This window comes from Pseudoalteromonas sp. DSM 26666 (genome assembly GCF_900116475.1).
Taxonomy (GTDB): Bacteria; Pseudomonadota; Gammaproteobacteria; order Enterobacterales; family Alteromonadaceae; genus Pseudoalteromonas; species Pseudoalteromonas tetraodonis.
Genome location: NZ_FPAR01000013.1, coordinates 60,529 through 85,991 on the forward strand (window position 1 = coordinate 60,529; position 25,463 = coordinate 85,991).

Sequence of the window (25,463 nt, forward strand, 5' to 3'; positions counted from 1 at the left end):
AACTTCCTTAAAGCTAAATTAACCTGACTAACGCTATTTTAGCTTTAATGAAATTAAATATTGGGCATCACACAAAGGTCTTGCTTTCTGAGTTAAAACGCAAATAATGAAGCAACTAACTACTGGGTAAGAATGAGGAAAATGAGTTACATACTAACCACCCAATGCGCCGATGATATTGGCTTAATCGCCAAAATTACCGGACTGTGTCACCGACATAACTTAAACATTATTCGTAATAACGAGTTTGTAGATAAAGATGCACAGCGCTTTTTTATGCGCACTGAACTCACTGGCGAACCCCACACTGAGTTTTTAGCACAGCTGCGCGAAGTATTACCCGCAGGTGCAAAAGTGGCGCTACACGGTGAAGAAAAAACCAAAGTTGTTTTATTAGCCACAAAAGAAGCCCACTGTTTAGGCGGCATGTTGTTAAAACAATTTGAACAAACCCTAAACATAGAGATACTTGCCGTGATTGCCAATTATCCTACATTAGAGCCTTTGGTTAAGGGATTTGATATTCCTTTTCATGTGGTTTCTCATGAAGGGCTTACGCGCAGTGAGCACGACGAAAAAGTCGGTGACTTAATTGCCAGCTATAACCCTGACATTATTGGGTTAGCTAAATACATGCGTATTTTAAGCCCTGAGTTTGTTGGTCGATTTGAGGGTAAAATCATCAATATTCATCACTCATTTTTACCGGCTTTTATTGGTGCTAAACCGTATCATCAGGCGTTTGAGCGCGGTGTAAAAATTATTGGTGCCACGGCTCACTTTGTAAATAATGAGCTAGATGAAGGCCCTATTATTTTACAAGACGTATCGAGTGTAACCCATGCTAATACGGCTGAAATGATGGCTAAAATGGGTAAAGACGTGGAAAAAACAGTGTTTTGTAAAGCATTGCAACTAGCATCAGAACATAAGCTATTTATTAATGGCAATAAAACCGTCGTATTTTCATAATTTTTACTTTTTAAATAAAAATGCCAGCTAATAAGCTGGCATTTTTTATAAGTAAATATTAAACCTTACTTAGTTAGGGTGTGTAATACGTTGGTGCCCCAGGGCCTACTGGCATACCTAAAACAAATACCCATAAGTAAAACAGCACCACCCAACCAACAAAGAAAATAATACTATATGGCAACATAGTCGCTACCAAAGTACCTATTCCCATGTCTTTTTTGTATTTAGTGGCAACCGCGAGGATCAAGCCAAAGTAACTCATCATCGGGGTAATTAAGTTAGTTACCGAATCACCAATACGATAAGCTGCTTGAATTGTCTCGGGGGCATAACCTATAAGCATCAGCATAGGAACAAAAATAGGGGCTGTTACTGCCCACTGCGCTGACGATGAGCCTAGCGTTAAGTTCACTAAAGCACACATTAAAATAAACAACACAAATACTTCCGGCCCCGTTAGGCTAAGTGCCTGTAATAATGCAGCGCCATTAATGGCTAAAATAGTACCTAAGTTAGTCCACTTAAAAAATGCCACAAACTGCGCAGCAAAAAATACTAATACAATGTACATTCCCATAGAGCTCATACTTTTGCTCATGGCGTTAATCACGTCTTTATCATTTTTCATGGTGCCAACAACGCGGCCATACACAAAACCTGGAATACCAAAGGTGACAAAAATAAAAACCACAATCCCTTTTAAAAACGGCGAGTGAGCAACTAGGCCTGTTTCTGGGTTACGTAAAATACCGTCTGCGGGTACAACCGTCCACGCGAGTAGTAATGAAACAACAAGTAATGAGAATCCAGCCCATTTTAAGCCCGACTTTTCTTTATCAGTTAAACCGGCAATGTTGTTTTGAGCTAAATCTTCACTGGCTTCGTCTGGGTTATATTTGCCTAATCGCGGCTCTACAATTTTCTCAGTAACTAGCGTGCCTAATATGGCAATTAAAAATACCGATATCATCATGAAATACCAGTTTGCTTCTGCGCCTACTTGGTAAGTTGGGTCAATCATTTGTGCAGCTGGCGTGGTAATACCGGCTAGTAACGGATCGATAGTACCCAATAATAAATTAGCACTGTAACCACCAGATACCCCAGCAAATGCCGCAGCAAGACCGGCAAGCGGATGACGACCTAAGCTATGAAATATCATTGCCGCTAACGGAATCAATACCACATAGCCAAGCTCAGAAGCTGTATTTGATAATATAGCGGCAAACACCACCATAAAGGTCACTAAGCGTTTTGATGCCCCCATTACCATGCCACGCATAGCGGCAGACAATAGCCCTGAATGCTCAGCTACACTCACACCTAATAGCGCAACTAATACAGTCCCTAATGGCGCAAAGCTAGTAAAGTTGGTCACCAGCCCCGTTACAATACGTTGTAAGCCTTCTGCACTGAGTAAGCTTACTACTTCAATAACACCATCTGGATCGCGCCCAGCAGAGCCCTCAGGCCGTGGATCAATAGCGCTGAGTCCAAACCAATCGGCAACACCACTAAATAAAATAATGGCAATACAAAACAATGCAAATAACGTAATTGGGTGGGGAAGCATGTTCCCTAAAAATTCTACAGTGGCTAAAAATCGATTAAACCAGCCGTTCTTTGCGACCTGATTTTCATCTTGGGATGTGTTTGGTGAGTCTATTGAGTCTGACATACCATGCTCTATTAATTACAAAATGCCCGTAACCTAGCATTATTTACCCAGCAGGTCATGTAATAAAGATGAATGACTTGTTATGTCATAGTAACTGAATGGTTTCGCATGCTTGAGTTGCAAAAAAGAGGCTCTCGCCTCTAATTTAACCTGTTTAAACTTGCTCTATGGGTTCTAGTTGTAATTTTGCGGCAATTAAAACAGCTTGAGTTCGGTTATAAACACCGAGTTTTCTAAATATGGCAGTAATGTGTGCTTTGACGGTGGCTTCTGAAATATGCAATTCGTAAGCTATTTGTTTATTAAGTAAGCCTTCGTGCAAATATTGCAATACACGGTATTGCTGTGGAGTAAGTGATGCAACTTGTGCGGCAATTTCCCTATCTTCGCCTTCTATTTCAGCTACCTTACTTTTTAGTTCAGTTGGCAGCCAAGTGTCGCCTTCAAGTATTTGGTTTATTGCATTAGCAATATCATCCGATGAAGATGATTTGGGAATAAACCCCATAGCGCCATAACCCATTACCTTAGAAACAATATTTACATCTTCACTACCCGAAACCACCGCAATCGGTAAACTCGGATAATCTTCACGAATACGGATTAATCCGTACAAGTCACCGTTACCTGGCATGTGTAAATCTAGTAGTAATATATCAAGATCTTCTTGTTCGCTTAACACTTTCAATGTGCTATCAAAATCGGCCGATTCAAAAACCTCTAAACCTGCAAATTTTGCGCTCAAAGCGCCCTTTAATGCTTCGCGAAATAACGGATGATCGTCCGCTATTAAAAACTGACTCATTGTTCACTCCCAAAAATTCGGCTGCTATCCGATAGACAACAGCCGATATACTACGTTTAGAATCAACTTCTAATCAAGCTTTTAACGCGAAATTAACGATTTAATCGATTTTCTACTAGCTCATCAACGACTGACGGATCGGCGAGTGTCGACGTATCACCAAGCTGTTGATACTCATTTGCAGCAATTTTACGTAAAATACGACGCATAATTTTGCCTGAGCGAGTTTTTGGTAACCCTGGCGACCATTGGATCATATCGGGTGATGCAATAGGGCTCAGCTCTTTACGTACCCAATTACGGATCTCTTTTGTTAGCTCATCACTCACCGTTACACCCTCGTTAGGTGTAATGTAAACATATATGCCTTGGCCTTTAATATCGTGCGGGTAACCGACAACTGCAGCTTCAGCCACAGCTTCATGAGCAACTAAAGCACTTTCAATTTCAGCAGTACCTAAACGATGCCCAGATACATTAAGCACATCATCCACACGCCCTGTGATCCAGTAATCTCCGTCTTCATCACGACGACAACCGTCACCGGTGAAGTAAACACCCGGGTAGGCACTAAAATAAGTTTGCTCAAAGCGCTCATGATCGCCATACACAGTTCGTGCTTGCGAAGGCCAGCTATCTAAAATAACTAGGTTTCCTTCAACAGCGCCCTCTAATGTATTACCCTCAGCATCAAATAACGCCGGTGCAATACCAAAAAATGGACGAGTTGCAGAGCCTGGTTTCATATCAGTTGCACCTGGAAGCGGCGCAATCATAATGCCGCCAGTTTCAGTTTGCCACCAGGTATCAACGATTGGGCAGTTAGATTTACCAATTTTTTCGTAGTACCATGTCCACGCTTCGGGGTTAATTGGCTCACCTACTGAACCTAAAATACGCAGGCTATTTCGGTTTGAACTGGCAATTGGCTCATCACCTTTGGCCATAAGCGCTCGAATAGCAGTAGGTGCGGTGTATAAAATAGTAACGTTATGTTTATCAACAACTTCACCCATACGCCCTGCTGTTGGGTAAGTTGGCACACCTTCGAATACGACTTGCGTACACCCATTAACAAGCGGGCCATAAGCAATATAACTGTGACCGGTGATCCAGCCCACATCGGCACTACACCAAAAAATATCATCTTCTTGTAAGTCAAAAACATATTCATGAGTCATTGATGAATACACTAAATAACCACCAGTGGTATGTACCACACCTTTAGGCTGCCCCGTAGAACCTGAGGTATATAAAATAAACAATGGGTCTTCAGCGTTCATGCGCTCAGGCTCACACTCGGGTGCTTCATCAGCAACTAATTCATGCCACCAAATATCATGGCTATGCCAATCAACATCGCCAGAGGTCAGTTTATGAACAACTACATGCTCAACGGTAGTTACCGAATCTTGTAACACCGCTTCATCTACATTTGCTTTAAGCGGTACACAGTTACCGGCGCGTCGACCTTCATCTGATGTGATCACCACCTTAGCGCCTGAATCATTAATACGATCTGCAATAGCCGATGGTGAAAAGCCACCGAATATAACAGAATGAATCGCACCTATACGGGCACAAGCTTGCATTGCATAAATAGCTTGTGGGCTCATTGGCATATAAATGGCAACACGGTCACCTTTTTTTACACCCAATTTTTTTAAGCCATTGGCAAATTTAGCGACTTCGTCATGTAGTTGTTGATAGGTAATATTTTCACTTTGCGAAGGATCATCGCCTTCCCAAATAAGCGCTACTTTATCTGATTTTGTTTTTAAGTGGCGGTCGATACAGTTGTAAGATGCATTAAGGTAGCCATCTTCATACCATTTGATATTAATATGGCCTTTATCAAATGAAGTGTTTTTTACTTTTGAATAAGGAGTAAACCAGTCAAGACGCTTACCGTGCTCAGCCCAAAACCCTTCAGGGTCTTCTACAGACTGTTTATACATCGTATTATATTTTTCATTATCGACGAGCGCTGCGTTTTTAATATGCGCAGGAACTGGGTAGATACTTTGTGACATATTAGTCTCCAATTTATATTACTTGCCTTAGGCTTTTCATCAAGGATTACTCAGCGGTGCACTATTAAATATTAGACATTAGTTGTATCTAGGTTCAAACAGCTATTATCTTATCTATAATCCCCTTAGTTACACTTGATATACATAAAAATACACATTATTAAAGCAAAGAATATGAACAACTCATATTTATTAAACCTTAGTCTAATAGACTAATAGTTGATTGAGTAAATTGTGTACATATACAACAGTAGCTTAAATATTTAAAAGTATTGACTGTTTATTAACAATCCTTATTTACTTACAAATTAAATTAAAACTATGTAAATTCAATTTGTTAGTACTATATAAGTAACACACGTTAGAAAAAACATACAACAAGTAGCCTATAAAAGGACGCAACAATGAAACTTACTCCAATTAAAACACTGGCAGCTACAGCTGTACTTTGTGCACTTTCTAGCACAGCTTATGCCGCAACAGCTGCAAAAATAGGTGATACCGAATTCACCTACGGTGGATACATTAAACTCGACGCAATGTGGAGTGACTACTCAGCAGGTGCGCCTGCAGGCACCAGTGTTGGCCGTGACTTTTATGTACCAAGTACATTAACCGTTGGCAGCGATAATAACTCAGACGCTGTATTTGATATGCACGCACGTGAATCTCGCTTTAACTTTGGTACGTCTACACTTTTAGATAATGGCAAAACGGTTAAAACTAAAATTGAGTTAGACTTTTTAGCTTCTGCTCCTGGCGGCAACGAGCGTGTGTCCAATTCATATTCTCCGCGTATTCGCCATGCCTTTATTTCTTATGATGGCTGGTTATTTGGTCAAACATGGTCAAACTTTCAAAACGTCGGTGCATTACCAGAAGCGCTTGATTTTGTTGGCCCAGCTGAAGGCACCGTCTTTGTTCGTCAATCTCAAATTAAATACACTACGGGCGCATGGTCTTTCTCTTTAGAAAACCCAGAAAGTACAATTACAACACCTGGTGGTGGCATGGCAGTGACGGATGATGCCTCATTACCTGATTTTACTGCACGCTATACCCACAATGCTGACTGGGGTAACTTTGTAGTTGCTGCACTCGCTCGTCAATTAACTTATAAAGTAGGCGGTGTTGATGCCAATGAAACTTCTTTTGGTGTCAGTGCATCAGGTATGGTTAAACTAGGTGAAGACAACCTTAAATTTATGCTTACTCAAGGTAAAGGGTTAGGCCGTTATGTTGGTCTAAACGTAGCACGTGGTGCGGTACTCAACGGTGATGATTTAGATGCCATTGATTCAACATCAGGTTTTATTGCTTATCAACATAAGTGGAACAGCCAATGGCGCTCTACATTCCTATATTCGTTTTTCTCAGCAGATAACAATACAGACTTACTTTCATTCTCAGGTGATCCGACAGAATCAAGCCAAAGCTACAGCGCAAATATTCTGTACTCACCGGTTAAACGCTTAACCTTTGGTGCTGAATTAAAACATGCAGAACGTGAGCTTGAAAGTGGCGTAGATGGCGATATGGATCGCTTACAGTTCTCTGTTAAATATGCATTTTAATTTCTTTACTGATTAAAGTACTGATTTACTTCCTGAGCGGCTTCGGCCGCTTTTTTGGTTTTTAACTAGCGCTCAGGTTAACTACAACCACACGCTTTATTTAAAAAATATCAAAGATGTGTAAAATACCGACTTAACGCAATTGCAAATCACTCTCATTTAGATTAAATTACACCCACATTTTATCTTATGGGAAACAAGATGCTGTACAAACATAAAAACTCTGCATTTAAACTGAGTCTACTTACTTCACTGGTTTTATCTGGGCATGCTATTGCTAACGACACGCAAGACGACCTACCTTTAGAAAAAATTGCCGTTTATGGGCAACATCATAAAAATTATATTACCGAAGAAGCACAGTCAGCGACTAAGCTAGGTTTAACAATTAAAGAAACTCCACAGTCAATTTCTGTTGTCTCACGCGCGTTGATGGATGACTTTTCACTTGATGATATTAATGCGGTATTAGAAAGCACCCCAGGCGTAACAGTGGAACAAATAGAAACCGATCGTACTTACTTTAAAGCCCGTGGTTTTGAAATAACTAACTTTTTAATTGATGGTTTAGGCACGCCGCAAAGTTCAGGTTCAATTCAAGGTACACTTGATACGGCAATTTACGATCGCGTTGAAATAGTGCGTGGTGCCAACGGCATGATGACCGGTGCAGGTAACCCATCGGCTACTGTTAATATGGTGCTAAAAAAACCAACCTACACAACGCAAGCTCATGCATCCGCTTCTTATGGTTCGTGGAATAATAAACGTGTAGATATTGATGTTTCCACACCGATTAACGATGAACACGCTGTTCGTGCTGTATTTACTAAGCAAGATAAAGAGTCATACCTAGACCGTTACGAAACCGATAAAACCGTTGCCTACCTTGCCTATGAGGGTAAGCTGACTGACGATACACTATTGAGCATTAACTACGTAAACGAACAAAAAGATGCCGACAGTCCTTTATGGGGCGCGTTACCACTTTATTACACTGATGGCTCAGCAACTAACTATGATGACTCAACTAGCACAGCTGCAGATTGGTCGTATTGGGATAATAGCGCTGAACGTGTTTATGTAACACTTGAGCAAAACTTATCAGCGACTTGGGTCGCTAAAGCGCGTTATGCCCACATAAAAAATGAACAAAATTCAGAGTTGTTTTATGTGTATGGCACACCAGATAAAGAAACTGGTTTAGGTTTAACGGGCTATGCGAGTCGTTATGATTACAAAGACACACAAGATTTGTATGATTTATATGCCAGCGGTAAGTTTGAGCTATTTTCGCTAGAGCACGACTTATCATTCGGCATCAGCCAAGCAAACATGGACTTTAATGACCAATCGCTTTATGACTACACTACAGGTAATGGTTTTCCAGGTATGCCTGATTTAGCAAGTTGGGATGGTGTTATTCCAGAAGCGACATTGGTTGATAGACCTAATGGCAGTGATGTACAAAACACACAAAGGTCGGCTTATATATCAACCCGCATCAAATTAGCTGAACCATTGAGCCTTTTAGCTGGAGTACGCTATACCGATTGGGAAACTAAAGGTATTGCTTATGATGTAGTACAAACCCGTGATGACTCAGAATTAATCCCTTATATTGGCACAGTGTACGATTTTACCGAGTCGTTATCTGCGTATGCTAGCTATACCGAAACGTTTGTACCACAAAAAGAGTTAGACATTAATGCTGAACAACTGGCTCCTGTAATTGGCAAAAGTACTGAGGTTGGCCTAAAAGCACAGCTTTTAGGTGAGCAAGTATTTGTTACACTCGCCTACTTTGATGCCGAGCAAGATGGACTTGCTGTTGCACTTCCAAACTCTCTTCCTAGCGATACGCGTTATTATGCTGCAGATGGTATCAATAGCGATGGATTCGAAATTGAGCTAAGCGGTCGCTTAACTGACGATTTAAGTGCCAGTATCAGCTTTAGTAATTTAAGTATTGATGGTGACGAACTTGTTAAAGACTACACCCCAGAAAACCAATTAAAAATGGCTGCCACTTATCAGGTGCCATTTATTGATGGTTTAACCTTAGGTGCTAATTACCGCTGGCAAGACTCTATTAGCCGCGTGCAAGTAAAAGATCCAGCAGGCAACGCATTGGTTACTACAAAACAAGGTGCTTATGGCTTACTAGATTTAATGGCCACCTACGAAATCACTCAAAACGTCGGTGTTACCTTCAATGTTAATAACAGCACTGATGAAAAATACATAAACAGCCTCTATTGGGCTCAAGGTTACTACGGTGCACCGCGTAACTACTCACTGTCAGTTAACTGGCAGCTATAAACCTGAGTACTGGGCTCTCATGAACAGAGCTTAAGTCAATTTATAGCAAGCAATAAAAAAGCGCTAACCTAATTGGTTAGCGCTTTTTTTAAGCTCGGGTCAAATCAAGCTTTTAAAACTAATTGGCTTAAAGGTCGCCTTCGTCACCTAATACGTCTTCGCCATCTTCTGGCTCAACTGTTGCCTTTAGCAATAGCATTTCACGTAGTTTACCTTCAATTTCATCTGCAATTTCAGGGTTTTCTTTAAGGAACTTAATCGAATTAGACTTACCTTGACCAACTTTGTTGCCATTATAGCTATACCAAGCACCTGCTTTTTCAACAAGTTTGTGCTTAACACCTAAATCAATCAGCTCACCCTGCTTAGAAATACCTTCACCATACATAATGATAAATTCAGCTTGTTTAAACGGCGGTGCAACTTTGTTTTTAACAATTTTAACGCGCGTTTCATTACCAACAACCTCGTCGCCTTCTTTTACCGAACCAATACGACGAATATCAATACGTACAGAGGCGTAAAATTTCAGGGCGTTACCACCGGTTGTTGTTTCAGGGTTACCAAACATTACACCAATTTTCATACGGATTTGGTTAATGAAAATACATAGCGTGTTTGAGCGCTTAATGTTACCAGTCAGCTTACGTAATGCTTGTGACATTAAACGTGCTTGTAAGCCCATGTGTGAATCACCCATGTCGCCTTCAATTTCAGCTTTTGGCGTTAATGCTGCAACCGAATCGACAATAACCACATCAACCGCGCTTGAACGCACTAACATGTCACAAATTTCCAGTGCTTGCTCACCCGTATCTGGTTGAGATACCAGTAACTCATCAATGTTAACGCCTAGTTTTTGTGCATAAATTGGATCAAGAGCATGCTCAGCATCAACAAAGGCACACGTTTTACCTTCTTTTTGAGCTTCAGCGATAACTTGCAATGTTAGCGTTGTTTTACCTGATGACTCTGGGCCATATACTTCAACAATACGCCCCATTGGTAAGCCGCCTATGCCTAAAGCAATATCAATACCTAGCGAGCCTGTTGATACAGCGTCAATGTTTAACGCCTTGTTATCACCCAATTTCATAATTGAGCCTTTACCAAATTGACGTTCAATTTGTGATAAAGCTGCGTCCAATGCTTTTTGTTTGTTATCGTTCATTTTACTCTCCAAATCCAGCTAATGCAGACAAGTATACTGTATGAAATCACAGTATCAAGCTAATTTTATTATTTTATCTTCTCTATTATACTTTTCAATGAAAATACAATAGCTTGCAGCCTAACTTGCGCCCTGTCTCCATCAAATACTTGCTCAAACGTCCAGTGTTTACCGTTAATTTGTAGCCCAAACCACACAAGCCCTACCGGTTTGCCCTCAGTGGCACCACCGGGACCTGCAATTCCTGAAATAGCAATGCCAATATCAGCATTAGCCGCCTTACATGCACCTGCTGCCATCTCAATGACTGTTTGTTCGCTCACCGCGCCAAATTCCTCGAGGGTATCACGTTTCACATTGAGTAATTCATGCTTTGCGTTATTGCTATAAGTGACAAATGCGCGGTCAATATATGCAGAGCTTCCGGGGGTATCGGTAAGCGAATAACTCACTCCACCACCAGTACATGATTCAGCGGTAGTGATCCATAAGCGTTTATCCGTTAAAATAGCGCCTAATTGCGCAGCAAGTGTCTTAATCTCTTGATGTAATTCCATATTCAGCCTTTGGGTAAATACATGTCGTTTGATCTTTATGCACCGCACACTATAAAACAACAAACCCCTATGATGCAGCAGTATCTAAAAATAAAATCAGAGCATCGCGATATTTTATTGTTTTATCGGATGGGGGATTTTTACGAACTCTTTTTTGACGACGCAAAACGCGCCGCGCAATTGCTTGATATTTCACAAACACATCGTGGCAAAGCCGGCGGCGATCCTATTCCTATGGCGGGCGTGCCTTATCATGCAGTAGAAAACTATTTAGCCCGCTTAGTACAAATGGGCGAGTCGGTGGCTATTTGTGAGCAAGTGGGCGACCCAGCCACCAGCAAAGGTCCTGTTGAGCGCAAGGTAGTACGTATTGTCACTCCGGGTACCATTTCTGACGAAGCCTTACTGCAAGAACGCCAAGACAACCTTTTAACCAGTGTTTGGCAAAATAAAAAAGGCCAATACGGTATTGCGTATCTTGATATCAACTCAGGGCGCTTTAATGTTGTTGAAGTAAACACTGATGAAGCATTTAGCTCAACGCTACAACGCTTAGCGCCTGCTGAATTACTGTATAGCGAACACTTTGAAAACACTCACTTAATTGAACACATTAAAGGGGCAAGACGTCGCCCTGATTGGGAGTTTGACCTTGATACCGCGCAACACTTACTGTGCGAGCAGTTTGGGACCAAAGATTTAGTGGGATTTGGCGTCGACAAAGCACATAGCGCCTTGGTTGCAGCAGGCTGTTTAATGCAGTACGTAAAAGATACCCAACGTATTGCATTACCGCACATCCGCGCAATCACTCTTGAGCATAACGAACACGCGGTTATTTTGGATGCGCCAACCCGTAAAAACCTTGAGTTAACGGTTAATTTATCCGGCGGCTTTGAAAACACCTTAGCCCAAGTGCTTGATAAAACAGCAACGGCGATGGGCTCGCGATTACTTAAACGTCGCATTCATACTCCTATTCGTAATAAAGATGAACTCAACTCACGACTTAATGCTATTACTGCCATTTTAGATGCACAATTATGTGGTGAACTGCATGACGCGCTCAAAGAGATTGGTGATATAGAACGTGTAATTGCTCGCTTGGCATTACATACCGCTCGCCCACGCGATTTAACACGGCTTCGCAGTGCGCTTCAAGCATTAGCACCGCTGCATAGCTTATTAAACGATGCAACTGATACACGTATTTCACATATAATTACGCATTCTAAAGAGCTTCCTGAGCTACAAGCATTACTTGAACGTGCTGTCATTGATAATCCGCCAGTATTAATTCGTGATGGCGGTGTTATTGCGCCAGGGTATAACAGCGAACTCGATGAGTGGCGTAATTTAAGCCAAGGTGCCACCGATGTGCTTGAACAGCTAGAGCTGCGCGAACGTGAACGCACCGGTATTAGTACACTTAAAATTGGTTATAACCGAGTGCATGGCTTTTTTATTGAAGTGAGCCGCGCCAACTCGCACTTAGTGCCTGCAGATTACATTCGTCGTCAAACATTAAAAAATAACGAACGCTATATAATCCCAGAACTAAAAGAACACGAAGACAAAGTCCTCGGCAGTCAATCAAAAGCGCTGGCTCTTGAAAAACAATTGTACGAACAGTTATTTGAGTTTATTGCTCCACACATTGAGCAGCTACAAATAATGGCTTCGGTGATTGCCGATTTAGACGTACTAAATAACTTGGCAGAGCGTGCCCAAACACTTAATTATGCCAAGCCAAAGCTTTGCGATAACGATAATATCAGCATTAAACAAGGCCGCCACCCTGTGGTAGAGCAGGTAATGAAAGACCCGTTTATTGCCAATCCTGTGGAGCTCAATAACCAGCGTAAAATGTTGATTATTACCGGCCCTAACATGGGCGGTAAATCAACCTACATGCGCCAAACTGCGCTTATTGTGCTTATGGCACATATTGGCTGCTACGTTCCTGCCGATAGCGCTAAAATTGGTAATATAGATAGAATATTTACCCGTATTGGCGCCAGTGACGACTTAGCATCTGGGCGTTCAACCTTCATGGTTGAAATGACCGAAACCGCGGCTATTTTAAATAATGCCACCGCGCAATCATTGGTGCTTATGGATGAAATAGGCCGAGGAACCAGCACTTACGATGGTTTATCACTGGCGTACGCGACGGCTGATCACCTCGCTTCAAAAATAGCGGCTAAAACCCTGTTTGCAACCCATTACTTTGAACTTACAGAGCTTGCAGAGCAAACGCCTGGGCTGGTTAATGTGCACCTAGATGCCATCGAACACAACGATACCATTGCCTTTATGCATACGGTATTAGATGGCGCAGCGAGTAAGAGCTTTGGTTTGCAAGTAGCTGCACTGGCCGGGGTGCCTAAAGCGGTTATTGCCCAAGCTAAACAAAAGCTAAGCTTGCTTGAAAACCATCAAAGTGTCACCACAGTCACTACAGAGCAACAGGTTTTACCGTTTGATAGTGAACCGCAAATAATTCAGCCTAGTGAGCTTGAGCAACAAATGAGCGCAATAGACCCTGATAACCTATCACCGCGTCAGGCGCATGAACTGCTTTATAAATTAAAAGCACTGCTTTAAACGCAAACAGCCCGGCTTAAAAAGCCGGGCTGTATTCATTTTTCTGTGTGTTTAGATTAGATTAAGCAAATTGTTCAAATAAGCTTTCGGTACTTAATCCTTCTTGCTGCAAAATATCTTTTAACCGACGTAACGCCTCAACCTGTATTTGGCGAACTCGCTCACGGGTTAAGCCTATTTCACGGCCAACATCTTCAAGGGTTGAGGGTTCATAGCCTAGTAAACCAAACCGACGTGCAAGTACTTCGCGTTGCTTAGGGTTTAATTCACCTAACCAGTCAATGATATGCGTATTCATATCGTTGTTTTGTACTTCACCTTCAGGGCCTACATTTTTTTCATCAGCTATCACATCTAATAATGCACTGTCATTCTCGCCACCAATGGGCATATCTACAGAGGCGATTTTTTCATTTAGGCGTAGCATTTTGGTGACGTCTTCGACCGGTCTATCCAAGCTTTCTGCAATTTCTTCTGCGGTAGGCTCATGATCAAGCTTTTGCGTTAGCTCACGTGCTGTACGTAAATAAACGTTAAGCTCTTTAACTACATGAATAGGCAAACGAATAGTACGCGTTTGATTCATTATCGCCCGCTCAATGGTTTGACGTATCCACCATGTAGCATAAGTAGAAAATCGAAAACCACGTTCAGGATCAAACTTTTCAACAGCTCTAATGAGTCCTAAGTTGCCTTCTTCAATTAAATCGAGTAGAGCAAGCCCACGATTGTTATACCTGCGCGCAATTTTCACAACCAAGCGTAAGTTACTTTCAATCATGCGTTTACGGGAAGCTTCACAGCCTTTAAGCGATTTTCGTGCAAAAAAAACTTCTTCTTCGGCACTTAATAGAGGGGAAAAACCAATTTCGCCTAGGTATAACTGAGTGGCGTCGAGGTTTTTAGTGACTTCTTCTTTAACAAATACGTCTTCATCTTCCACGTCATCAAGTAGTTGCGTTGGCTCTTCAACTTTTGAATCGTCAAACTTATCATCAGTGGGGGTTTTCTCAGCTTTTGCTACATCAGCCATAAGACTTCTCCTGAGCAAGCTATCAATAACTTTATGATTAAGGTCTGTAGTCGTTTTATTAGCTTTTGCTGTATTAGCCATGAGCCTTCTCCAGAACTGTCAATCAACACCTTTAGTTCAGGGTAGGTATTTAGCAGGGTTAACAGCTTTTCCTCGATAACGAATTTCAAAGCGAAGTGCCGTTACTGAAGACTCTGAATTACCAATTTCTGCTATTTTTTGTCCCGCCTTCACTATTTGCTTTTCTTTAACAAGTAACTTTGAGTTATGTGCATAAGCACTTAGGTAATCATCATTATGTTTCAATATAATTAAATTACCGTAACCTCTTAGTGCACTACCCGCATAGACTACCGTTCCTTGAGCAGCGGCGAATACTGCCGCCCCCTTTTTATTAGCAATCTGTAGGCCTTTATAACCATTTTCCTTGTTAGAAAAGCGTTGGATTATTTTACCTTTAGCAGGCCAAAACCAACTCAACTTTCTGTTTGTAGAACCTTGAGACTTGCTAATTTTTTGGTTAGCTTGTTTTTGAACATACCTTCGTTTTTTCGGCTTATCAAGCTCTTTCTTTAATTTTTTGTTATTTTTTTGTAAATGAGATGGCTTTTTAGCTGGGTGTTTTTCATTCGTTTTTGCTGTAACCCTTGGCTTACTTGGTTCTAAAAGAGAAACAACCTGACCAGGAACAATAGTGTAAGGTGATGGAATTGAATTGTTTTTTGCAAGCTCTCTGAAATCTTTTCCGGCACTAAAAGCAATCGAGTAAAGTGTATCGCCTTTTTGTACTGTGTATTTTCCGCCGTTAATATTAATCCGTGAGGGATAGTCATTAATATTATTATTTAAACTGCTTACCGGAGCGGGAACATGGCGAGACGAGCATGCACAGAGCAAAACACTAATAAATAAAGCAACATAACAGCGTATTTGTTTATTCAATGCGTTTTGCCCTCTGCGTTAATAACATTAATATATAGTACTTAACGTAATAAAATGTACGCAACAACAATTAAAGCAACAACAGCCCAGCCAAGCACTTCAATATATTGACGTAATTTTTGCTCCATTTTAACTCCGCCCCATTTCATTAAAGCAGATACTAAAAAGAAACGCGCCCCTCGTCCAACCGCCGATGCAACAATAAAGGGTAAAAACGCCATTTGTAATACCCCTGCACCAATAGTAAATACCTTATAAGGAATAGGCGAAAACCCGGCTAAAAATACCACCCATACGCCATAATCTTTAAACCATGTAAGTGCCGTATTAAATTTATCTTGCCATTGCATTTGTGCAATAAAAGGCTCTACAACAGGTTCAAATAACCAAAACCCTAGTAGATAACCTAGCACGCCACCAAGCACAGAAGCTACGGTAGCAAAGCTTGCAAATCGCCATGCTTTACTCGGTTGCGCCAGCGACATAGGCGCTAACATTACATCGGGTGGCACCGGAAAAAAAACCGATTCGGCAAAGCTCATCCCTGCTAAATAACGTTCTGCATGGCGATGCTTAGCCCACACTAAGGCCATATCATATAACTTGGTAAACAACTTCAAAATGAATTCCTATTCAATATCGCCAGGGACCAAAGGTACAAATCTTACTGGCGCAATTACATGCTCTGTAAAGCTATCGCCTTGGCGAATAACCATGGTTAATTTTTGTTCTGCCTCACCAATGGGGGCGAGTAATACGCCTCCATCTGCAAGTTGTGCGAGTAGTTCTGGAGGGATAATCGTTGCCGCAGCCGTCACAATAATGCCATTAAATGGCGCTTGCGATTGCCATCCTTGCCAACCGTCACCGTGTTTCATAGTGACATTATATAAATCGAGCTGATGTAATCGACGCTTTGCTTGCCATTGCAAAGCTTTTATACGCTCAACCGAATACACCTTATCAAAGGTTTTAGCCAGTACCGCGGTTTGATAGCCGGATCCGGTACCAATTTCTAACACTTTACTTTTCACGCCAGCTAAACGCATCAATTCGGTCATGCGGGCAACAATGTAAGGCTGAGAAATAGTTTGTCCTTGCCCTATCGGTAGCGCCGTATTTTGATACGCTTTGTGCTTTAGTACATCATCAATAAAAATATGCCGAGGAATTTGCGAAATCGCCTTTAAAACCTCCTTATCTTCTACGCCCTCTCGTTGTAATAGGTCTGAAAGCGCTTGTGCACTGCGGGTATAATTAGCCAGCACGGTTGATCTCCAACTCGGCTAACCACTCTCCCACAGCTTTGATACTGTCTTTAGCGGTCATATCAACGCTCAATGGGGTGACTGATGCATAGCCATTATTTACAGCATAAAAATCGGTGCCTTCACCGGCATCGCTTTCTGTACCCAAAGAACCATACCAAAAAATATCGCGTCCCCAAGGATCGCTTTGCTTAGTCATGGTTTCTGCTTTGTGTCGCGCGCCTAAGCGAGTTACCTGAACCCCTTTTAGCTCACTTAAAGGAATATCTGGCACATTAATATTGATGATCTGATCTTTAGGCAGTGGATGCGAAGCAAGCCCTTTAATAATATTGACCGTAACGGCTGCTGCCGTTTCAAAGTGTTCACCATGGTGAGAGCACAAAGACACCGCAATTGCTGGTAAACCCAGATGACGACCTTCAGTCGCCGCAGCAACCGTACCAGAGTAAAGTGTATCGTCACCTAAATTGCCGCCGTGGTTAATACCGGCTACCACTAAATCGGGCTTTTCATCCATTAATTGATTCACACCTAAATGCACACAATCCGTTGGCGTGCCATTAACCGACATAAAGCCATTGTCGAGTGTCGTTGCACGCAAAGGATTCATTAACGTCAGTGAATTACTTGCGCCACTGCAATTTCTATCTGGCGCAACCAGCGTTACCTCAGCAATTTGTGTTAATGCTTGGTATAAAACAGCAATACCTTTGGCATTAACACCATCATCATTACTTAATAGAATCTTCATCTGCGTTATCCTTTTCTTTCCGCTCGCGAGGACTGGCGTCAGTATAATCAACCAGTTCGCGCAGTAAAGCCGTTGCAAAGCAGCCTTTGGGTAAACCAAAGCTGAGTTTTAATGTGCGTTCATCAAGTGTTTCTACACTTAGATCTTGAGGGATTAAACGCAGCATTCTGCGCTCGTTTTTAAGCCCTAACTCACCTAAGCCATCACACCATGCTTGATACGGTGCCAACCATGTTTTTTCTTGTTCGGTAAGGCCTTTTTCGCTTTTGCCCACCATGGGCGCCGACATCATAATATCGCCAGAGGCAAGACGTGCAATATTTTCATCGCTGATCGCATCTTCAAAAAACGCATTGCTACCGCTAAGCATAAATACTTCGCGGTGCATGGTTTTAGCAAGGCCATGTTCTGCCACGCGTAAACTAACAATTTGATTAAACACATGTGAACGCGCAGCTGAAATAATAATGCCTCGTAGCTTTTTATCGCGTATGCGCTCACCGGCAAACATTTTTTCAGCCATCACTAAGTTATGCCCATCACGGCCAAAACGCTGCTCACCAAAGTAGTTAGGCACACCTGCGCGTACTGCGTTTATACGGCACAAAATATCCAAAGGTTCGGTTACATTTCGTAGGGTAATGGTAAATCTATTTCCTTTATGGCAACCGGTGCGCAATTTTCGCTCATGGCGCTGCTGCGATACCACAAACACGCTTTCACTGTTGAGCTCAGTAAAATCAATATGCTTTTTAATCGGTACTTTTACGCTAAACCACTGCGAGCATACTCCATGGCGGTCTTTCATGCCGGCATAACTTACATCACGTGGCGACACCCCCGCTTTTTGTGCAATCAGCTTAGCCACATATTGAGTATTTTCGCCTTTTTTTACCACTTGCAAACACACATGTTCGCCACTGCCGGTAAACTCTATACCGAGATCTTCATCAACCATAAAGTCTTCAGCGGTGGTTTTAAAGTCGGCTTTAGAAAGCGGCGCGCCGTATAAATAATTTAATTCGCTCATGCGCTTTCTTTACTCATAATGACCACAGCATGACTTGAAATACCTTCTTTACGCCCCTCAAACCCGAGCTTTTCAGTGGTTGTAGCCTTAACATTTATCTGTGACAGTTCAGCATTTAAATCACTGGCAAGATTGGTTCGCATTGCTTGAATGTGCGGCAGCATTTTTGGTGCTTGTGCCACAATGGTGACATCCGCATTGCCCAATACATAGCCCTGTTGCTTGGCTAGACTCACTACATGGCGAAGTAAAATACGGCTATCGATATTTTCATATTCACTGGCTGTATCTGGAAAGTGCTTACCAATATCGCCCAGCGCTAATGAGCCTAAAATCGCGTCACACAACGCATGAATAGCTACATCACCATCTGAGTGCGCTAAAAAGCCTTGCGGGTAATCAATTTTTTCGCCGCAGATGGTTAAAGGCCCTTGGCCACCAAACTTATGCACGTCAAAACCATGGCCTATTCGTATCATGTTGCACTCTCATTATTTTGTTTTTGCAGTAAAAAACCTGCTAAGTCTAAATCTTCTGGGGTGGTAATTTTAATATTATCGCTGCGCCCCGCCACTAACCTTACCGGCTTATTTGCCCATTCCATGGCACTGGCTTCATCAGTAATAATTGCCCCTTTGGCTAACGCATTTTGCAGTGCTGTTTTGAGCTCGTCATATTTAAAAAGCTGTGGCGTAAGTGCTTGCCATAAATCATCACGAGGCACTGTTTGCTGCGCATGGCTCTGCCCTCGTTTTATGGTGTCTTTTACTTTGCTGGCTAAAATGCCGCCTTCATCAGCCTGCATGCACTGTGCTATTAGGCGCTCTATATCAGCAATATCAACTAAAGGTCTTGCTGCATCATGCACCAAAACCCAAGTCGGTGGATTGGCAGCTAAAAACAATAAACTGTTTAATACTGAATCTGCACGCTCTTTACCGCCAATAGCACGCACGATGCGAGGATCAGATAGCGTAAGGTCGTCAAAGTAAGGGTCGGTTTCGCTCAAAGCCACCACTATAGAATTTAACTGCGGTAACTGCGATAACTTAGCGAGCGTGTGCTCTAAAATGGTTTTCCCTGCTAAGGAAATATATTGCTTTGGTGTTGTGTGTTGCATTCTGCTGCCAACACCTGCGGCAGGAACAATAGCTGCAATAGTAAATTTATTTGTCATGGTGTTGAGCCGGTAAAACACGAATAAAGGTTTCGTCCGGTTTAATCATTCCTAATTCGTTGCGGGCACGCTCTTCAATACCTTCAAGGCCGAGCTTTAAATCTTCTATATCCGCTTTTAATACTTTATTACGCTTGATCAGCTTTTCGTTTGTTTGTTGATGCGATGCTACCGCATTTTTTAGACGGGTGTAGTCTTGCACACCATTATGGCCAAACCAAAGTCTATACTGAATAAAAAGTGCTAAGCACAACAAGCCAAATTGAAAAAATCGCATTAAACACTCCTTATTTTAATTTTGAATTGTAAGCTTTACGCCAATGGCCGCTTAACATTGCGCCAATTAATATTGGCAGCCAATAACATTTCCCGTAACGATAATACCCGTGGCGTACTGCGCTTAGAAAACTGCCACTGGTGGCCACAACACGCCGCAGCAAGCGTTGCTTTATTGGGTTTGAGTAATTGCGCACTTTGCTGCTCAAGCCCTTGGCCTAAAAAATCAAACCAGCCAAGCTCATTGCAATGAACCTGTGTTTTAGTTACTTGATCAATGCTGTCTATTCTAACCCGAATTTGGCCGTGATTTTGTAATAATACAGGAATAATCAGCCCAACTTTGGCATAGACTTGATAAAAAAGTTCATTCGCTGAAGAATTAACTTCTGGCGGAGTTGGTTTTTGCTTTTCAAGCCACCCACCATTTTGCGCATCGAGCGTAAAAGGCGATGTTGCATTAGCCACCCGTGTTGCGGCACGTTCAATGTAATAAGGCAGGCTTTTTAATTGCCTGCGTAAACGATCACCATTAGGTTCAGCCACTAAGCGCTGCACCTCACGCTGATAAAAGGCATTACATAATTGTGCATAAAGCACTTTTTGTGCATCAGTTTGCCACATTTCAACTTGTTGGTTTGTGTCAAACTGCTTATTTTTACTGACCAATCGCTGTACTCAAAAACACCTTGATAGATGTTTTATAACACAGTAATGCACAGTTTTTAAGCACCGATTGTTAGGGCTTTTCGCCTAATTTCGCAATGCCTGATTCTAAAAATTGCACAACCGTATTACGTTTTTTTCCAATTAATAAACTGCCATCGGCTAAAAACATAAAGTTTTGCCAGTTGCGTTTAAACACATCAAAGCTCGTTTCAATAATATTATCGCGCGCCATACAAAAATAAACGGTGGTGTTAGCCTGCCAGTCTAGGTGGTTTAAAATAGCGTCAGGAAATTGGGGATCTTCGCTTTCCCATGCGTCTTCCCAATTTACTTCTTGGCTAAAGTTTTGCTCTTGCGCGCACCAATCGGTTTTATCAAAAAAGTCAGGATGATCATGTTCACGACTCACCATGGTTGTCCATAGCACTGCAGCACGTTCGCTGGTCATCGGTTTAATATTAGCTGCATCAATATCTGAAACCGGAATATCTTTGTGGCGAAATACCCAGGCTTTTTTGTAATCATCAAGAGAAATATAATTCATAGTATTGGCGTATTCTTTGGCATAATAAAAAGCGAAGGCAAATTATACAAGATAACAGACTATGACTACAGCACTAAAACTGGGTTTATATCAACACTACAAAGGCCCACAATATAAAGTTATGCATGTGGCAACTCACAGCGAAACCAACGAGCAATTGGTTATTTACCAAGCCTTATACGGTGAATACGGCATATGGGCACGCCCACTAAGTATGTTTACTGAAACCGTTGAAAAAGACGGTAAAACGATTGCGCGTTTTGCCTACCTTGGTGAAGCCGATTAACTATGGCATTATAACGCATAATAATTACTGCTCAGACCAGATAAAGGATAACCCGTGCAATTTAATTCTACTGATAATTACATCGCAAGCTCAGCATTAAAACAGGCCGTAAACGCCGCTATTATGCTGCAAAAGCCGCTTTTAATTAAAGGCGAGCCGGGCACAGGTAAAACCATGTTGGCTGAAGAGCTGGCAAAAAGTTTAGATACCGAGCTTATTCAGTGGCATATAAAATCAACCACTAAAGCGCAGCAAGGTTTGTACGAGTACGATGCGGTATCGCGTTTGCGCGACAGCCAGCTAGGTGATGAGCGCGTTCACAATATTAGTAACTACATAGTTAAAGGTAAGCTGTGGCAAGCCTTCATGTACGCTGAACTAAACGGAAAACGCCCAGTACTGCTTATTGACGAAATAGACAAAGCCGATATTGAGTTTCCAAACGATTTACTGCTCGAACTCGATAAAATGGAATTTCATGTATACGAAACCGGTGAGCGCATTGTGGCCAAAGAGCGCCCTATTGTGATCATCACGTCAAACAATGAAAAAGAGCTGCCTGATGCGTTTTTACGCCGCTGCTTTTTCCATTATATTGATTTTCCAAATAGCGACGAAATGCAGCAAATTATTGATGTGCACTACCCGCATGTTAAACAAGATTTAGTTCGCCAAGCGCTAGAAGTATTTTTTAACTTACGCGAAGCCAATGGCCTTAAAAAGAAGCCATCCACCAGCGAGTTACTGGATTGGTTAAAACTATTAATGGCTGAAGATATAGATGCCAAAACCCTGCATGACAAAGCGCAAAAAGGCGGCTTAATGCCGATGTTTGGCGCGCTACTTAAAAACGAGCAAGACATAAGCCTAATCGAAAAGCTCGCGTTTATGAGCCGTCGCTAATATGTTGGTACAGTTTTTTTTCACGCTACGCAAATACCGCTTACCCGTGAGTCTGCGCGAACTGCTCGATTTAATAAACGCTTTAAAACAAGGCGTTATATTTGCTGATGTGGACGCGTTTTATCATTTAGCGCGCACCATAATGGTAAAAGACGAAACGCACTTTGATCGATTCGATAAAGCCTTTAGCGATTACTTTAGCGGTATTGCCGACTTAGACCTGCTCGAGAGCTTAAAACAGCAACACAACTTACCTGAAGATTGGTTGCGCAAAGAGTTTGAAAAGCACCTAAGCGATGAAGAAAAAGCCCAACTAAAAGCCATGGGCGGGCTAGACGAGCTGATGAAAACTCTTAAAGAGCGTTTAGAAGAACAGCAAAAACGCCACGCAGGCGGCAATAAGTGGGTAGGTACCGGCGGCACCTCGCCTTTTGGGGCATACGGCTATAACCCTGAAGGTGTGCGTATTGGTCAAGATGGCAACCGCAATCGCCAAGCAGTAAAAGTGTGGGATAAGCGCGAATACCGTAATCTAGATTCTGACCGCGAAATTGGCTCACGCACTATAAAGCTGGCACTTAAAAAACTACGCAAATTTGCCCGCACTGGCGCAAGCGACACCCTTGATTTAAACGAAACCATACGCGCGACCGCCAAGCAAGGCGGCATGCTCGATGTAAAAATGGCCCCCGAGCGCCACAACGCAGTAAAAGTATTGATGCTGTTTGATATTGGCGGTTCAATGGATGACTACATTCATACCTGTGAAGAACTATTTAGCGCCGCCCACAGCGAGTTTAAACATTTAGAGTTTTACTACTTTCATAACTGTTTATACGAACACGTGTGGCAAGATAACCAACGCCGCCACTCAAACGTTATTGATACCATGACGCTCATTAACAAGTTTACCAGCGACTACAAAGTTATATTTGTAGGTGATGCCACTATGGGCCCGTATGAAATTGCCTATCCTGGCGGCTCAGTAGAGCATTGGAATGAAGAACCCGGCAGTGCATGGTTAAACCGAATCACCAATCACTTTGATAAAGTAGCGTGGCTCAACCCACAACCGGTTGAACACTGGCCATACTACCAATCAATTGATTTTATAAAGCAGCTGATGAACAACCGCATGTACCCACTGAGTTTAGATGGGATAAGTAGCGCTATAAAAGAGCTGAGTTAAATATTAATTTACGACAGCTCAGCGCCAATTGCAGACAGTTGTAACAACGCCGCCTTAAGCGGTGAGTAAGAGTTGGCTAAAATGTGAAGCGAAGCGGAATCGAGCCAACTTTTACGAATCTGATTCTAAGGCTTTGTTATATTTTCTTTCCATAAATTTCACGGCTAAATGGAGGTGATGTTTTTGTACTATCAAACAGCTGATATTCGTTTTCAACTTCGCCTTTTTCATTTATCTCCGTAATAGAATACGTATCAGTGTCATATCCACCCTTAACTTTCCATTTTTCATGATTCACAAACAAGCCATGAGAGATAGGTATTTTTAGATATTTTCTGTATTCGCAATCCGGATCGTATGAAGGGGTTCTCTTTTTAGGAGGGTTATCTTCAACAGGTTCTGATTTGGCTTCCTCCTCTGAGGTCTTTATCGAATCTACAACCTCTGGATCTGTTTCAAATAACTCTAATAACTTAGAGAGACTGACAATATGAAACGACTTTCCAGAAGTTTTCTCTCTGAACTCATCGACTAACTCAAACCTAGGATACAAAGGACTTTTACCACTTTGATGCCACCAATCAACTTTATCATCACCAGAAACGAAAATAACATGCTGGCCTTTTTCATTAGCAATCTTAAGAATTTCATGCCAAATCAGCAAATCACCGGCTTGATTTTGTTCTTTATTTTGGTCTTTATATCCCGGTGGAATTTTTAAAGCATTTCGGTTTTCAAGATCTTTAGAAATTTCTTCAATATCTATTTCTTTATCATCTAAAACTCTTTCGGCTAAGACTTCATGATACATTTTACTGACAGGATCATTCCATCCCCATTTATGAACTGCTGTTAGTGTTTCTCTTATTTTGTTTTGATAGTCCTTAATTGCCTTTTTTAGTTCACTTTCAAGCTCTAATACAGCTTGAAATTCATCTAAGCTTTCTAACAAAGGATAAGCGCCGACATAATTGAAACTTTGGTTAGATTTCTTCTGTAAAGCTTCGTTCATTTCACTAAGTTTTTTTGCTCTATTATCTAGATATTCTCGAACAGCTTGAGCTGGCAAGAATATTTTGTCATTTTCTACAAGTTGCCCATAAACGGCTTTAATTGCTTCGACATTTTTAACATTTGTTGTAAAAGGAAGTAAAAGTACATTTGCATCTAAAACAATTAGAGCATCATTTTTTATGTCTTCTATAGGCTCTAATGAAAACCCAAAAGATTCCGCTGGAGATGGGTAGATATTTCGCTTGCTAAATTCGTTTTTCATTTTCCACAATATTCCTTAATGTGCTGCAAGTGCTTATGAAAATATAACATTTTAGTATTTATGCGACACGCTGTTTGTGTTGCATAATCGCTTGTTGGACTGAGCCGCTACCTGCTCGGTGTGTCAGAGTTGGTGTTGTTTATGCTATGGGAATTTGCTTTTTGGAGGCTCTCACTTTCCTAGCTGATTTAATCAGCTTAGCTAGTGTTATGTAAGCTTTCCCTGCATTGCTCAGCGCTTATTATGTATTCATTACACCTAAATTTGCCTTAATAAGCAATTATATTTTTTACACGTACAGAGGCCGCTAGCCTGAGCAGTTAAGCAGGTTAACTAATTGATTTTAAGCAGCTACCTAGCTGCTAACTCGTTCGCCCTACTTTGGTCCTTGTTT

Annotated in this window: 24 protein-coding genes; 7 read left to right on the plus strand and 17 right to left on the minus strand. The window is 41.7% G+C overall.

Going from position 1 to position 25,463, the window contains the following annotated elements; translation table 11 throughout:
• The first annotated feature begins 141 nt into the window (after positions 1-141).
• Positions 142-972 (plus strand): formyltetrahydrofolate deformylase, encoded by an 831-nt coding sequence (gene purU / locus BM380_RS17050; protein WP_013465657.1) that lies wholly within the window; start codon positions 142-144, stop codon positions 970-972.
• A gap of 73 nt (positions 973-1,045) precedes the next feature.
• Here purU and BM380_RS17055 read toward each other — a convergent pair whose 3' ends face one another.
• The 3 genes from BM380_RS17055 to acs all read right to left on the minus strand — a co-directional run bounded on the left by BM380_RS17055 (position 1,046) and on the right by acs (position 5,491).
• Positions 1,046-2,653 (minus strand): AbgT family transporter, encoded by a 1,608-nt coding sequence (locus BM380_RS17055; RefSeq protein WP_028833942.1) that lies wholly within the window; start codon positions 2,651-2,653, stop codon positions 1,046-1,048.
• 154 nt (positions 2,654-2,807) lie between these two features.
• Positions 2,808-3,458, minus strand: coding sequence for a response regulator transcription factor (locus BM380_RS17060; protein ID WP_013465659.1), 651 nt, complete (start codon positions 3,456-3,458; stop codon positions 2,808-2,810).
• Positions 3,459-3,550: 92 nt separating this feature from the next.
• Positions 3,551-5,491: an acetate--CoA ligase gene (gene acs / locus BM380_RS17065; protein ID WP_090495331.1), complete on the minus strand. Its 1,941-nt coding sequence runs from the start codon at positions 5,489-5,491 to the stop codon at positions 3,551-3,553.
• Between the two features lie 404 nt (positions 5,492-5,895).
• Here acs and BM380_RS17070 point away from each other — a divergent pair, with 404 nt between their 5' ends.
• Both BM380_RS17070 and BM380_RS17075 read left to right on the plus strand, forming a co-directional pair.
• Positions 5,896-7,065 (plus strand): DcaP family trimeric outer membrane transporter, encoded by a 1,170-nt coding sequence (locus BM380_RS17070; RefSeq protein ID WP_090495332.1) that lies wholly within the window; start codon positions 5,896-5,898, stop codon positions 7,063-7,065.
• 201 nt (positions 7,066-7,266) lie between these two features.
• A complete protein-coding gene (locus tag BM380_RS17075; protein WP_175527476.1) occupies positions 7,267-9,387 on the plus strand; it encodes a TonB-dependent siderophore receptor in 2,121 nt (706 codons plus the stop codon).
• A 127-nt stretch (positions 9,388-9,514) separates the two neighbouring features.
• On the opposite strand, the gene recA is transcribed toward BM380_RS17075, so the two are convergent.
• Positions 9,515-10,558: a recombinase RecA gene (recA, locus tag BM380_RS17080; RefSeq protein ID WP_013465663.1), complete on the minus strand. Its 1,044-nt coding sequence runs from the start codon at positions 10,556-10,558 to the stop codon at positions 9,515-9,517.
• 68 nt (positions 10,559-10,626) lie between these two features.
• The gene (locus tag BM380_RS17085) at positions 10,627-11,115 is read right to left on the minus strand and encodes a CinA family protein (RefSeq protein ID WP_024602330.1); all 489 of its coding nucleotides are present in this window, start codon (positions 11,113-11,115) and stop codon (positions 10,627-10,629) included.
• Between the two features lie 21 nt (positions 11,116-11,136).
• On the opposite strand from BM380_RS17085, the gene mutS reads away from it, so the two are divergent.
• A complete protein-coding gene (gene mutS / locus BM380_RS17090) occupies positions 11,137-13,722 on the plus strand; it encodes a DNA mismatch repair protein MutS (protein WP_090495335.1) in 2,586 nt (861 codons plus the stop codon).
• 61 nt (positions 13,723-13,783) lie between these two features.
• On the opposite strand, the gene rpoS is transcribed toward mutS, so the two are convergent.
• From rpoS to BM380_RS17145, 11 genes are all read right to left on the minus strand, one after another.
• On the minus strand, positions 13,784-14,755 hold the full coding sequence (rpoS, locus tag BM380_RS17095) for an RNA polymerase sigma factor RpoS (protein ID WP_028833937.1): 972 nt from the start codon (positions 14,753-14,755) through the stop codon (positions 13,784-13,786).
• A gap of 117 nt (positions 14,756-14,872) precedes the next feature.
• Entirely contained in the window at positions 14,873-15,697 is an 825-nt protein-coding gene (locus tag BM380_RS17100; protein WP_090495337.1) for a peptidoglycan DD-metalloendopeptidase family protein, read from the minus strand.
• Positions 15,698-15,738: 41 nt separating this feature from the next.
• Positions 15,739-16,317: a YqaA family protein gene (locus tag BM380_RS17105; protein WP_016899662.1), complete on the minus strand. Its 579-nt coding sequence runs from the start codon at positions 16,315-16,317 to the stop codon at positions 15,739-15,741.
• A gap of 9 nt (positions 16,318-16,326) precedes the next feature.
• Positions 16,327-16,965, minus strand: coding sequence for a protein-L-isoaspartate(D-aspartate) O-methyltransferase (locus BM380_RS17110; protein WP_036953558.1), 639 nt, complete (start codon positions 16,963-16,965; stop codon positions 16,327-16,329).
• Positions 16,955-17,719, minus strand: coding sequence for a 5'/3'-nucleotidase SurE (gene surE, locus BM380_RS17115; RefSeq protein ID WP_028833935.1), 765 nt, complete (start codon positions 17,717-17,719; stop codon positions 16,955-16,957). Before surE ends, BM380_RS17110 begins: the two co-directional genes overlap by 11 nt.
• The gene (gene truD, locus BM380_RS17120; RefSeq protein WP_013465670.1) at positions 17,700-18,749 is read right to left on the minus strand and encodes a tRNA pseudouridine(13) synthase TruD; all 1,050 of its coding nucleotides are present in this window, start codon (positions 18,747-18,749) and stop codon (positions 17,700-17,702) included. The genes surE and truD overlap by 20 nt, the downstream gene beginning before the upstream one ends.
• Positions 18,746-19,228: a 2-C-methyl-D-erythritol 2,4-cyclodiphosphate synthase gene (gene ispF, locus BM380_RS17125; RefSeq protein ID WP_090495338.1), complete on the minus strand. Its 483-nt coding sequence runs from the start codon at positions 19,226-19,228 to the stop codon at positions 18,746-18,748. Before ispF ends, truD begins: the two co-directional genes overlap by 4 nt.
• The gene (gene ispD, locus BM380_RS17130) at positions 19,225-19,926 is read right to left on the minus strand and encodes a 2-C-methyl-D-erythritol 4-phosphate cytidylyltransferase (protein WP_090495340.1); all 702 of its coding nucleotides are present in this window, start codon (positions 19,924-19,926) and stop codon (positions 19,225-19,227) included. The genes ispF and ispD overlap by 4 nt, the downstream gene beginning before the upstream one ends.
• Entirely contained in the window at positions 19,916-20,203 is a 288-nt protein-coding gene (gene ftsB, locus BM380_RS17135; protein ID WP_013465673.1) for a cell division protein FtsB, read from the minus strand. The genes ispD and ftsB overlap by 11 nt, the downstream gene beginning before the upstream one ends.
• A gap of 35 nt (positions 20,204-20,238) precedes the next feature.
• Entirely contained in the window at positions 20,239-20,871 is a 633-nt protein-coding gene (locus tag BM380_RS17140) for a hypothetical protein (protein ID WP_016899656.1), read from the minus strand.
• Between the two features lie 70 nt (positions 20,872-20,941).
• The gene (locus BM380_RS17145) at positions 20,942-21,415 is read right to left on the minus strand and encodes a DUF2947 domain-containing protein (protein WP_013465675.1); all 474 of its coding nucleotides are present in this window, start codon (positions 21,413-21,415) and stop codon (positions 20,942-20,944) included.
• 61 nt (positions 21,416-21,476) lie between these two features.
• Here BM380_RS17145 and BM380_RS17150 point away from each other — a divergent pair, with 61 nt between their 5' ends.
• From BM380_RS17150 to BM380_RS17160, 3 genes are read left to right on the plus strand one after another with little or no spacing between them, the layout of a single operon-like run.
• Positions 21,477-21,701 (plus strand): DUF1653 domain-containing protein, encoded by a 225-nt coding sequence (locus BM380_RS17150; protein WP_008110327.1) that lies wholly within the window; start codon positions 21,477-21,479, stop codon positions 21,699-21,701.
• Between the two features lie 54 nt (positions 21,702-21,755).
• Entirely contained in the window at positions 21,756-22,604 is an 849-nt protein-coding gene (locus BM380_RS17155) for an AAA family ATPase (protein ID WP_008464234.1), read from the plus strand.
• A 1-nt stretch (position 22,605) separates the two neighbouring features.
• Positions 22,606-23,793 (plus strand): vWA domain-containing protein, encoded by a 1,188-nt coding sequence (locus BM380_RS17160; RefSeq protein WP_033102823.1) that lies wholly within the window; start codon positions 22,606-22,608, stop codon positions 23,791-23,793.
• 136 nt (positions 23,794-23,929) lie between these two features.
• Here BM380_RS17160 and BM380_RS17165 read toward each other — a convergent pair whose 3' ends face one another.
• A complete protein-coding gene (locus BM380_RS17165) occupies positions 23,930-25,069 on the minus strand; it encodes a PIN domain-containing protein (RefSeq protein ID WP_090495341.1) in 1,140 nt (379 codons plus the stop codon).
• Positions 25,070-25,463 lie beyond the last annotated feature (394 nt).